The following is a 12,503-nucleotide window of genomic DNA, read 5'->3' on the forward strand; positions in this document are numbered from 1 at the left end:
ACTATTTTTTGCTTTTAAACCTCAATGACTTTTGAATCATTGAGGTTTTTATTTTTTCTTTTAAAATTAATGAAGGAATGATTAAAAAAATACTCGAAATTACTAAAAGAACCCTCAAAGCAATTAAACCGGAATTACCCGTCAAATTATATGTTAACAAAATTAATATAAAACTAAAATTAATAACGGGATAGTAAAAAATAAAATTAAAACTTACAATTTTTAATTTTATTCACAAAAAGGATATGGATAATGAAAAAATAAAACATAAAAAAGAAATTAGGAATAAATAACCAAATTTTATTTTTTCTTCTTTGTAAAAATCAGGAGAAAAAAGTCCAAACAATAAAATAATCGGTATGAAAAAAATTAAAATAGCAAAAACAAAATCAGGTATTTTGGTTGTTTTTTTAAACACGTTCTTTATCTACTTGCTCAATAAAATCTTTTAATGTTGTAAAAAAAGATTGTTCCTGACCATATTTACGATAAGTAATTCCATTTTTTGCTATTTCATCATCTCCAATAATAATTTGATATTTTACTTTTTGAATTTGTGCCTCTCTAATTTTTTTAGATATTCTTTCATTTCTATCGTCCAATTCTACTTCAAAGCCAAAATCAAATAATTTTTGATAAATTTCCTTAGCATATTTGGAATGTTCATCTTTAACAGGAATAACACATATCTGATTTGGTGAAAGTCAAAAAGGCAAAACTCCTTTAGTTTGTTCTAGAAGGACAGAAATAAAACGTTCATAAGTTCCAATTAATCCTCTATGAATTAAAATAGGTGTTTCTTTTTGGTTTAACTCATTAGTAAAACTAATGTTAAATTTAGTAGGTAACAAAAAGTCTAATTGAAGAGTTGAAACTGTTATTTCTTTTTGCATAACGGTTTTTATTTGAAAATCTATTTTAGGTCCATAAAATGCAGCTTCACCAATTTTTTCTACATATTTTATTTTATTATCATCTAAAATTTGTTTTAAACTAGATTCAGCATTAATTCACATTTCTTCATTATCAAAAAACTTTTCTTTATTATTAGGATCTCTTTTTGAAAAAGAAATATAGTCTATTTCGATATCAAATAATTTAAGTCCTTCGAAAATCATTTTAAATAAGTGACTAAATTCAGAATAAACTTGATTTTTAGAAATAAAAATATGTCCTTCTGTAAGTTCCATAGAACGCACACGTTCTAAACCAGTTAAAGCTCCTGATTTTTCATATCTATATAGTCTAGACTGTTCAGAAATCCTTAATGGTAATTGCCTGTAACTAACATTTAATTGCTCAAACAAAATAATATGATGAGGGCAAGTCATAGGTCTTGGATATAAGTTATCATTTTCCATTTTTATAGGATTAAACATGTCATCTTTATAGTGTGCTAAGTGACCTGAAATTTTGTATAAATAATCTTGACCAAAATGTGGTGTTGATACTTCTTTAAAACCGTATTTTCTGTCCAAAAATAAAATTTTTTCTTTTATTTTATTATGAACTTTCATTCCATTTTCTAATCAAACAGGAAAACCTAAACCAAAATATTTACTAAATGTAAATATTCCTAAATCTTTACCAATTTTTCTATGATCTCGCTCTTTTCTGTCTTTTAAAATAGCTAAAAATTGCTCTAAATCTTCCTTAGTCTCTCAACAAGTTCCATAAATTCTTGTAAGCTGTTGATTTCTACTATCAGATTTTCAGTAAACACCACCAACATTTAGTAATTCAAAATGTTTAATATTTTTTGCTTCAAAATCACTTATTTCAAAGATAGAAAAATCTTCAAATAATACTTTTTCATTACGATCAAAAATACCAAAAAAATTAATTGTGTCTAAATTTGTTTTTGCATCATTTAATAATTCTTGTCTATATTTTTGATTTGAAAAATCTACTGTTTTATTATTATTTTTTTTAATAACTAAATCACTTTTTGAAAATTTAGATATTAACTTTGAAATCTTAGGCAAATCTGTATTTGATAAAGGTTGTGGAAATTCAAAATCACAATAAAATCCTTCGTCAGAAACACCACACATTCCTAGTTTGGATTCAGGGAAGTTTTTCAAAATAACAAAAGATAAAAAGTAAGATGTATATATATTTAATTCTTTATTTAATTTCATTTTAAAGCCCCATTAAAGATTTTATTTTATTTAAATTTTCATTTGCAATTTTATTTACTTTAATAGCACTGGTAGCGGCTATATTTTCTATATTTTCTATATTTTTATAGTATTTTTGTTGTAAATCTATTAAAAATTCTTTAACTAGATTTCCAACTTTTTCTTTTAAAAATTTATAATTTTGACCCTCAAAATATTTAATGGTTTCCTCTTTAGTCAAATTAGAAAGACCAATAAAAATATTCAACAAATTAGACACACCCGGTTTTTCGTCAGAAAAATAAATTTTATTTTCAGAATCTGTTACTGCTTTTTGTATTTTTTGATAAGCAATTTCAGGATTATCAAGTAAAAAAATAGCAGAGTTTAAATTATTTGTAGATTTTGACATTTTTTTAGTAGGGTCTGTTAGTGACATTATTTTCGCCGTTTCTTTGGCAGTGATTGCTTGAGGCAAATTAAAATTAGTTCCGTAAAGATTGTTAAAACGTGAAGCAATATTTCTTGTTAATTCCAAATGTTGCAATTGATCTGCACCTACAGGAACATATTTAGGGTTATAAAGCAAAATGTCAGCAGCCATTAGAACAGGGTATGTTAGCAAACCGGTGGGTACTTTTTCAGTTTTATTATCTTGTTGAATCTTACTTTTATCTTTAAATTGTGTCATTCTAGAAAGTTCACCTATTGTAGTTCTTGATTGCAACAATCAATAAAGCTCTGAATGAGCATGAATTTGTGATTGAAAAAAAATATGTGTTTTTTCAGGATCTATACCACAAGCTAAGTACATTGCAAAAATGCTTTTTCTATTTTGATTCAACTCGCTAGAATTTATATCTATAGTTAAAGCATGCAAATCTGCTACAAAAATAAAAGATTCATGTTGGTTTTGAATTTTTAAAAAAGGCTTAATAGCACCCAAAAAATTTCCAAGTGTTAATTTTCCAGTTGCTGTAATTCCACTAACTAATCTATCTTCCATAACTGATTAATTTTAGCATAAGTGTCAAATAATAGTTATAATTTATAATTATTCAAGAAACATTGTTATGAAAAAATTTTCGTATTTTATTTATAAATTTATTCAGTTTTTTACTTTTGGCAAATTTAGCAAAATGATGACCAAAAAATATAACAAGCCAAATAACCATATTCAATACACAGATGATATTAAATTTGATATTAACAAATTAGTGAATTTGTTACTAGGAAGTAAAAATATAAAAAAAACTGAATTTACTTTTTCCAGAGTAACGATTTTTTTAAACACATTAGAAAACATAAATATAGATGAGTTAAAAAAAATAAATGGAGTTTCTGGTGTCTTTGTTGGCGCAAACTATGTAAGTTTAATTGTAGGTTCAACATCTAAATTTATTTCTGATTCACTTAATAAATTAAATTAATTTTAAAATAAAAAAGAGATTGTGATGAACATAATGAGCAATGATAATATTGATGGTGGAAAATTAAATAAGACAAAACCTTTTGAACGATTATTGACAAATCTTATTGATATTCGAAAATCCGATTCTGCAATTTATACAAAGGTTGATGATAAATTTTATTTTGATTTATTTTTATTACTAAGTCCTTCAAATTTGGAAAAGGTTTTACATGAGAAATCCACCTCTGTTCCATTACAAAATAACAATATTGATGAAATTATAAAATTTTTATCCAATGCTTCAGAACTCGAAGATATTAAATCCCTTGCTAATGAAATGGATTTAAATTGAAATTCTACTATTATAAATAAATTTTCAGTAGACTTTGAAACCACTAAACAAGAACAAATAGAATTATTTACCAAAAAAAAACAAACAAGTCTTGCGAATTGAAAAAGTTTTATTAAAAAAGCTAATGATATCAATAAAAACAGAAATATTTGGCTAATACACATAGGTTTTTTATATATATCTTTATCTATAGAGGATAAAAAAATTTTTGCTCCACTTTTTGTGAAAGAAGCGAATATTGTTCTTGGAACAACTGGGCCAATTCTTATTACCGACAGTTCAATTAAAATTAACCATAAAATTATTGCTTTTTTAAAAAAAATTAATATTGAATTTTCTTTAGATTTTAATTTTAGCGAATTATCTATTCACAATTTAATATCGATATTTAAGGACTCAGTTAAAAATGATTTTAAAATCCCTGATTTAACATATAAAGTTTCAACCAATTTACTTTTTGGAAGTCAAATAAAATTTGAACCTGGTTTTGTGTTAGGTTTGTTTAATGTTAGTGGTGGTTACCAACACACAATTTTAGAAAAAATGATTCAAAGTGGTGAAATTCAAAACCAACTTGAAGTACAAATTAATAAGAATTACTGCAAAAATCAAGTTGAAAACACCATATTTTCAAAAAATTTGAGTGGTTTTTTTAAAATTCAACCTACTAATTTTGTCCAAGATTATGCACATATTTCTTCATTAGTACAAAACACTATTATTTGAGGCCCACCAGGCACAGGAAAATCTCAAGTTATTGCAAACATTATTGCAAACATTATAATAACTAAAAAAACAGCAATAGTTAGTTCACAAAAACAAGCAGCTTTAACCGTTTTAAGAAAAAGATTAAAGAAAATGTCTTTATTTTGTTTATTTGTTGTTAATGATAAAAGTGAAAATTATAAAAATTTTTATGATCCTATCCAGCAATATATAGAGTTAATCGAATATTTTGAAAAAGCAGAAGATGTTGATTCTATTCCTATATTTTCAGAATTTGATAAGGAATATGTAAGTATTATTAATAAAATTTTTTCAGATAATAATTTAGTTGATACTAAATTGAAAGCATATAATACTATAAAAAAAGCTAATTCTATTTTTAGTTTAAAAATTGCTGAAATTATTTTTAAATTAAACAAAAAAATAAATATCAATCCAAGCCAATCTCCCAAAACAATAAAAAAACTTCGGGCAAATATCTTGGAAGAACAACTAAAAAGAAAACCTAAATGATATGAAAAAATATTAGAAAATTTTAAAAAAACGTTTGAAGAAGATATTATATTAATTCTAGATAAATTGCAAAATTACAATGGGAACCTAAAAGATATTTTTGAGGAAATTGAAAATTTAGAGCTTTCTAACTTGATGGAAATTCATGATTTTTTAAGCTTAACTTTCCCTGAAATAAGTCAAGTTAGTGATGATGAAAAATTATTTATGTATCATTGTAGCAAAATTTCTAAAATGGTCAATTCTACAATAAACAATAATCCAAAATTAAAACAACTCTATAAAAATTTTAGGATGAGTGTTAAGCAAGATAAGAAAATTTCACCACAGCAATTTTTGCTAAAACACTTTGAAATAATCAATATTTTGTTTCCTATTTTAATAATAACACCAGATATCGAATTAACTATGTTTGAAAATGACAAAAAACCATTTGATTATTTAATTGTAGATGAAGCATCACAAATGTTTTTGGAAGAAGCATTCCCATTGATGTATTTGGCTAAAATTAAAATATTTGCAGGTGACAAACAACAAATGCAACCTGTGCGTTGGTTTGCTAGTAAGTTTTCAGACCAATACGAAGATGACGCATTTGGGAATATTGATTCACTTTTAGAATACGCGCATTCTATTGGTGTTTTTAGTGTGTTATTGGATAAGAATTACCGTTCAAAAAATGCCGCTTTAATGACATTTAATTCTAAAAATTTTTATGAGTCGGATTTAAAAGTAGCTAATCATTTTAACAAATATATTAATAAAAGTATAGAAGTTATCAATGTTGATGGTCAATGAAATAATCAAACAAATGTAAAAGAAGCTAAATTGGTAGTTGAATTAGCTCAAGAAAATATAAATAAATATAAAAAGATTATTTTATTATCTTTTAATGCTGCACAACAAAATATTATTGAAAAAATTATTTTTGACTCATATCCAGATTTAGAAAAATCAATTTCTAAAGGTGAGTTGATTGTTAATAATCTTGAAAATATACAAGGTGAAGAAGCAGATTTATTGATTATTTCAGTTGTTTACGATTCCACAACCTCTTTAACATCAACTTATATAGCGAGAAAGGGTGGAAAGCACGCTTTAAATGTGGCCACCTCTAGAGCAAAAGAAAAAATGATTATTTGCAAATCAATTTTAAGTGATAATATTGTAAACAACTCTAATTCTAAAGATCTTGATATTTTTCAACAATGAATTCGATTTTTAGATTTATCAGCCGAACAACAACTAAGTTATGCTGATAAAGATTTAGATAAATTGAATAAAAGTAAACTAAATAAACGATTTTTAAATTTTCAATCAGATTTTGTTTCAAAACTTTCGCAAACATTCAAAAATTTAAAAATTGAAATAGATTATAAAATAGGAAATTTAACAATCGATGTTGTTATTCTTGATAAAAATAATAAAATTATTATTGCTTTTTGTTTGGTGGCTTTTGAAAAAACAACAGAGATAGATTATGCGATTTTGAAGGATAATATAAACTTCATTAAAGCTAAAGATTATCCTGTGGAAATTATTGACTATATTAGTTGAAAAGTAAATAAACTATTAGTGCTTAAAAAAATTTATGAAAAAATTAAGGAACGTGTTGGAAGCTAATTCAAAATCTTATCAATTTGAATATAAAATTGATGCAAATAAATATATTATTGGATGTGATGAAGTTGGAGTGGGAGAGTATTTTACTAATCTAACAGTTTGTTGTACTTTGTTTAAAATTCAAGATATAAAACCTGATTTAATTAATCAAATTGTTGATTCTAAAATGTTAACTGGAAATAAATTAAACAAAATAGCTGATGAATTAAAAAAAGAAATTATATTTGAAGTGATTAGTTTGGATATGGATAAATACAATAAATTAATTGATGAAGGTTATAATTCTCATGAAATAAAAACTATATTGTATTTAAAAATTTTAAAAAAACTTGCCAAAAACTATTTTGCTAATTTAGAAATTAGTCAAATTTTCATAGATGGTTTTGTTTCATCTGAGCGTTTTTCTATATATTTGCAAAAAATTTACACTCAATTAAAAACACAAGCTTGAAATTTTGAAAAATATCCAATTATTTTAGCTAAAAAAGCAGATGAATGACTTAAACAAGCAGGAGCTGCCTCAATTATTGCTAAAGAGCACTTGAGTTCAAAAATGATTAGACGTGAAGCTAAATGAAAAACTAAATTACCAGCAGGTTCTAACCAAATTGATAAAATAATAAGTTATTGTATTTTAGAAATTCAAAAACATGGAATAGATTTTTTGTATAACAATGTAAAATATCACTTTAGTATCACGCAAAAAGTTTTAGAAAAATTAAATTTTAAAAATAAGGAGTAAATATGATTAAATTATTACAAGACGCAACAACAACTGAAAGCATAAGTGAAACAGTAGGTGGCGTATCCCTAGCTGGTTGAATTGGAATAACAATTGCAGTTGCAATTATTATGTTTATTGTCGGTGGGATTATTGCTTTAGTAGTTTCTAAAAAAATGTTTGAAAAACAAATTAAAGAAAATCCTCCAATTAATGAAAATATGATTAGAGCAATGTATATGCAAATGGGAAGAAAACCATCTGAAGCACAAGTGCGCGCTGTAATGCGTTCAGTTAAAAATGCAAGATAGGTAAAAAATGAACACAAAACAAAAAAAAACTGTCGTTTTAACCATCATAGATGGTCTTGGAATTAGAAAAGATAAGCAAGGAAATGGTTTTGCTTTAGCAAAAACACCCAATTTTGATAATTTGTTTGCAAACTATCCAAATTCACTAATTCAAGCATCAGGCGAGTTTGTTGGTTTGCCTGCGGGTCAAATGGGAAATAGTGAAGTGGGGCATCTAACAATTGGAGCTGGTTTTGTTGTATATACAGGAATTTCAATTATTAACAATGCTCTTGAAACAAAATCATTTTTTAAAAATGAAAAATTTATTAAGGCTTTTGAAAATTCAATAAAAACCAACACACCTCTGCAAATTATAGGACTTTTATCCCCAGGTGGAGTGCACTCACATGAAGAGCATCTTTTTGCTTTGATTGATTTTGCTGCTCAATACGGAGTGAAAAAACTCAATGTTCATATTTTAGGTGATGGTCGAGATGTGGCGCCAAGTTCGATTTTGCCTTCTATAGAAAAATTAGAAGCCAAATTATCACAAAAATCAGGTTATAAAATTGCAAGTATTGCAGGTCGTTTTTATTCCATGGATCGTGACAAAATGTTTGATCGTGTTGAACTAGGTTACCAAGCCATTTGTGGAGAAAGTGCTAAAACTTTTGTAGATGTAAAAGACTACATTAATCAACAATATTCTAGTCAAATTACAGATGAATTTTTTGTACCAGCAATTAATTCTGAAATAGCTAGTTCTGATTTTTTAACTGATAAAAATTCAGTAATTTTTTTCAATTTTAGACCTGATCGAGCAAGACAATTATCACATTTGATTTTGAGCACAAATTTATATGATTATCAACCTAAAAAAGCTGTAAAAACCAATGTTTTTGTGTCAATGATGAAATATGAAGGTATTGATTCTGATATTGCTTTTGAGGAAATGAAAGTTAATTATCCCTTGGGAAGAGTGGTCTCAGAAGCAGGGTTATCTCAACTTAGGTTAGCTGAAACTCAAAAATATGCTCATGTCACATTTTTTATGGATGGAGGGGTTGAGTTAGAACTTGATAAGGCCAAAAGGATTTTGGTTGATTCGCTAAAAGTTGAATCATATGCTGATGCGCCTCAAATGTCAGCTGTAGAAATCACAGATGCTTTACTTGAGCAAGGTGGTCAATTTGACTTAGTAATTATGAATTTTGCAAATCCTGATATGGTTGGTCACACTGGTAATTTGCAATCAACTATTGAAGCATGTGAAGTTTTAGATACTCAAATAGGAAGAATTGTTAAATGAGTTGAAGATAATGACTATACTTTATTTATTACAGCAGATCATGGGAATGCAGAATTAACCGAAGATGAAAATAACAAACCATCTACAAAACACACTTCATTCCCTGTAATGTTAATTAGCACAGATAAAAATTTAAAATTAGAAAATGGTAGTTTGGCACAGATAGCACCAACTATTTTGGATTATTTAGGACTTGAAAAACACCCTGATATGAACCAAAATTCACTTATTATTAAAAAATAAAAAAATTTTTTATATAATTTTGAATTTATATTTTTAAAAGCAAGTAGAAAGAGGTGTTCTTATCTCCTCATTTATTTATCATAGTTCCAATTTTTACTTTAATGTATTTGTAAACTTGTGAACATTTTTAGCTATTATTTTAGCTGTCCCAATTTTATTGGTTTTTTTAGTTGCTTGGATTAAGCCAAAAATCAAACCATCTAGCAATATTTATCTATATGCACTAAGTTCTGGGTTGCTTCTTATGGTTGCCACTGTTGGACTTCTGCGTGAATCATTTGAAGGTGCTGAAACATTTGCTGAAAAACAAAGAACTATACCTAGCCATTTAAGTATTCTTGCACTAATAATTGGTGGTGGTTCAATTGTTGGACTTACTACTGTTTTTGTATTTCGTTATATTTTTGTACGTTTTTTTGGCGGTGAAGTTCATAACAACCACCATGGTCATGATCATGGTGACCACATCATAAATTTTTCAGATGTGGATAATCCGAAAAAAGCTTGATTAGCTATAATTTTATTGCTTTCTCATCGAAGTATTGATGGTTTTATTTTAGGTTCTTTAGTTTCGAAAGTTACTGCAGGAGATCGCGTAAATTGATTTTTAATAGGTACTTTCGTTGCCCATATGTTGATTGAAATTTTAATTGTTCATTACCGTCAAGTTCAATATGGGCAGACTATTTTTAAATCCGTTGTTTACAATATTTTAACTACATTAATTCTTGTTCCAATTATTATTATTGGTGCTTTTGCAAATAAATTTTTTCAAGAACAAGGGTGAATTTTACCTTTATTTAATGCAAGTGGTGGAGCTATTCTATCTTTTGTGGTTATTATAGAATTAGTTCCTGAATTCATACACTTAAGAAATGATTCTTCTAAATCTTGACATATTACCTTAATTTTGTTTGCATTAGGAATTGTTAGTGCATTAATTCTTTTAACTATGCATCAACATTAAGTGTATTAATTATTCAAAAAACATTGTATTTATAATTTAAATTTGAATCAAAATTTTTAGATTCTACACGCAATCTATAAACTCCATCTTCAAAAGCTTGAAAATTTATTTTGTCAAAATTTGTTAGTTGCGAATCTGCAACCATAAGCACTTGTCAAGAACCTTTTAGCACTTCTAAATAAATATCGAAATCATTAAATTTTAATTTTGTTTCTTTTTGATTAACTATTTTTGTTTTATCTGGAAATCAATTCTTTCAAAATTGTAAACGATTTCAAATGTTTTGTCATATAGTTGTTGCTTCTTCTGTTATTTTCGGTTTATCATTAAAAATTTCTTTGTCATTTTTAGTAGAAAAAAATAACAAAGCAGATAATTTATCACCTTTTTTCATATTAAACATAGAGAAAGTTTTGGATTCGTTATAATCTTGAGAAACGTGTTCTGAATTTGGTTCAGACCCTTTTAAAAAACGCAAAGATTTTTCATAATTTATATAACCAAAACCTTCTGCAACATGCATTCCATTAAAAGAAAAATTTTGATTTTCAGAGTTTAAACTGTTTAAAGAAAGTGCTGCTCAAGTGTTCTCATTATTAATTTTAGAATTTTGCAAAGAACTATAATTAGCTAATAGTTGACTAAATAAAGCCCCACTAACAATTGCTGGATAATACTCTATTGTTGCATTTCTAAATTGATTTTCAATTTTGTACTTCAATTTTGGAATTATAAAATGAGGAGCAATTAAACCAGAATTTTGACTATCTATTGTTTTTGTTATTGTTAACGGAGAATGCTTTCGTCTTTGTTTGTCTTCTGTTTTCGCTAAAATAGAAAGTTTAGTAAAAACAGATTTTCCAACAACATTATCTGCATCAAAAAAATGTACTATACCATCAGTATTACTATAAAAATTCAAAATTTCATCAAAAGTAAATGCTTCATTTTTAATTCTAATTTTTTCTAGTAAAAAGTCTAAATTTAAAGGATATAAATGTAAAATTAGTTCTACATTTTGATTATGTAGGATTTCCAAACCTTCTACTCAACTATGTTCAGAACTAAAATTAACTGTTAAAATTTTTGGCTTACTAACAAAATAATTAAAAATTTTTTGTAAATTTTCTAACAATAATTGATTTTTCTTATTAGTTGGACTATAAAGCATCACACCTATTTTGATACTTCTGCCCGCATAGTTGGAAAATTTATAAAAATAAAGCTTTTCGGCTAAATCATCGAAGTCAAAACTAATATTTTGAATAGGTTTTTGGTTTATTTGTTGATTAAATAAAACAAGCGGAGATAGCAAGGGTGTGATTGTAATACTTTTGAATAAAATTTTTTTTAATAGCTTTTTCATCATATTTATAATTAAATTTTTATTGCAAAAAGTAAAAAAAAGAAAAAAAATAACTTTTTTGTCTAAAAATAGTTTATTTTTTAGTATTTTTAATTAAAATTTATATAAGTTTAGAAATAAACCTTAATTAGAACAAGTTAGTAAATTTATGCCAGAAACAATATTAATTAAATTATCGGGCGAGAGCCTTGCGAATAAGCAAAAATCACTTGCAATTGATTATGAATTAGTTAGAAATATAGGTTCACAGTTGGCGCAAGTTCGAAAACTAGGTCACAAAATTCTTATTGTTATAGGGGGTGGAAACTTTTGACGTGGAGCCTCTGCGGAAAAAAATGGAATTAAACGTAATAAAGCTGATTACATTGGTATGTTAGCAACTATTATGAATGGATTAGCTTTAGAATCAGTTTTTAATGATCTAGGTTTAAAAACAAGAGTTTTATCTTCTATTAACACAGACCCTAGAGTTTGTGAATATTACATTAATGAAAAAGCTAGAAAATACTTAGAAAATGAAAATATCATTATTTTTGTGGGAGGAACAGGTCGTCCTTATTTCACAACAGATAGTGCAACAACACTATTTGCTTCCGAAATGGGTGCTAAATTAATTTTAGTTGGTAAAAATAATGTAAATGGTGTTTTTGATTCAGATCCAAATACAAATCCAAATGCAGTTCGCTATGATGAAATAACTTATGATGAAGTTATTCAAAAAAATTTGAAAGTTATGGATTCCACAGCATTTTCAATGGCGCGAGATAATAAATTAAAATTAGTTGTTTTTGATATTAAAGAAAAAGATTCGATAGTTAATGTAATTCAAGGTCATATAAAACATACAAAGGTGTATTAA

The 12,503-nt window shown here is 26.3% G+C and carries 11 protein-coding genes; 7 read left to right on the forward strand and 4 right to left on the reverse strand.

Going from position 1 to position 12,503, the window contains the following annotated elements; genetic code table 4:
• Position 1: 1 nt before the first annotated feature.
• Genes ACJHWB_RS00230 through trpS form a run of 3 tightly spaced genes read right to left on the reverse strand, consistent with a single transcriptional unit; the run spans position 2 to position 3,126 of the window.
• Positions 2–418, reverse strand: coding sequence for an MAG3450 family membrane protein (locus tag ACJHWB_RS00230; protein ID WP_483132522.1), 417 nt, complete (start codon positions 416–418; stop codon positions 2–4).
• On the reverse strand, positions 411–2,141 hold the full coding sequence (thrS, locus tag ACJHWB_RS00235; protein WP_483132523.1) for a threonine--tRNA ligase: 1,731 nt from the start codon (positions 2,139–2,141) through the stop codon (positions 411–413). The genes ACJHWB_RS00230 and thrS overlap by 8 nt, the downstream gene beginning before the upstream one ends.
• Before the next feature lies 1 nt (position 2,142).
• Positions 2,143–3,126 (reverse strand): tryptophan--tRNA ligase, encoded by a 984-nt coding sequence (gene trpS, locus ACJHWB_RS00240; RefSeq protein ID WP_483132524.1) that lies wholly within the window; start codon positions 3,124–3,126, stop codon positions 2,143–2,145.
• Positions 3,127–3,193: 67 nt separating this feature from the next.
• Here trpS and ACJHWB_RS00245 point away from each other — a divergent pair, with 67 nt between their 5' ends.
• The 6 genes from ACJHWB_RS00245 to ACJHWB_RS00270 all read left to right on the forward strand — a co-directional run bounded on the left by ACJHWB_RS00245 (position 3,194) and on the right by ACJHWB_RS00270 (position 10,278).
• A complete protein-coding gene (locus ACJHWB_RS00245; RefSeq protein ID WP_483132525.1) occupies positions 3,194–3,550 on the forward strand; it encodes a PTS sugar transporter subunit IIB in 357 nt (118 codons plus the stop codon).
• 33 nt (positions 3,551–3,583) lie between these two features.
• The gene (locus ACJHWB_RS00250; RefSeq protein WP_483132526.1) at positions 3,584–6,745 is read left to right on the forward strand and encodes a DEAD/DEAH box helicase; all 3,162 of its coding nucleotides are present in this window, start codon (positions 3,584–3,586) and stop codon (positions 6,743–6,745) included.
• Complete coding sequence (locus tag ACJHWB_RS00255) at positions 6,735–7,487, forward strand: ribonuclease HIII (protein ID WP_483132527.1); 753 nt, start codon at positions 6,735–6,737, stop codon at positions 7,485–7,487. The genes ACJHWB_RS00250 and ACJHWB_RS00255 overlap by 11 nt, the downstream gene beginning before the upstream one ends.
• 2 nt (positions 7,488–7,489) lie before the next feature.
• Positions 7,490–7,777, forward strand: a complete 288-nt coding sequence (locus ACJHWB_RS00260; protein ID WP_483132528.1) for a YneF family protein — start codon at positions 7,490–7,492, stop codon at positions 7,775–7,777.
• Positions 7,778–7,784: 7 nt separating this feature from the next.
• The gene (gpmI, locus tag ACJHWB_RS00265) at positions 7,785–9,311 is read left to right on the forward strand and encodes a 2,3-bisphosphoglycerate-independent phosphoglycerate mutase (RefSeq protein ID WP_483132529.1); all 1,527 of its coding nucleotides are present in this window, start codon (positions 7,785–7,787) and stop codon (positions 9,309–9,311) included.
• Between the two features lie 244 nt (positions 9,312–9,555).
• Positions 9,556–10,278, forward strand: a complete 723-nt coding sequence (locus tag ACJHWB_RS00270; RefSeq protein WP_483132574.1) for a hypothetical protein — start codon at positions 9,556–9,558, stop codon at positions 10,276–10,278.
• Here ACJHWB_RS00270 and ACJHWB_RS00275 read toward each other — a convergent pair.
• Positions 10,262–11,647 (reverse strand): hypothetical protein, encoded by a 1,386-nt coding sequence (locus ACJHWB_RS00275; RefSeq protein ID WP_483132530.1) that lies wholly within the window; start codon positions 11,645–11,647, stop codon positions 10,262–10,264. The genes ACJHWB_RS00270 and ACJHWB_RS00275 overlap by 17 nt on opposite strands.
• A 145-nt stretch (positions 11,648–11,792) precedes the next feature.
• Between ACJHWB_RS00275 and pyrH the strand changes: the two genes are divergently transcribed.
• Entirely contained in the window at positions 11,793–12,503 is a 711-nt protein-coding gene (gene pyrH / locus ACJHWB_RS00280; RefSeq protein WP_483132531.1) for a UMP kinase, read from the forward strand.

It is taken from the genome of Mesomycoplasma sp., from assembly GCF_056854695.1.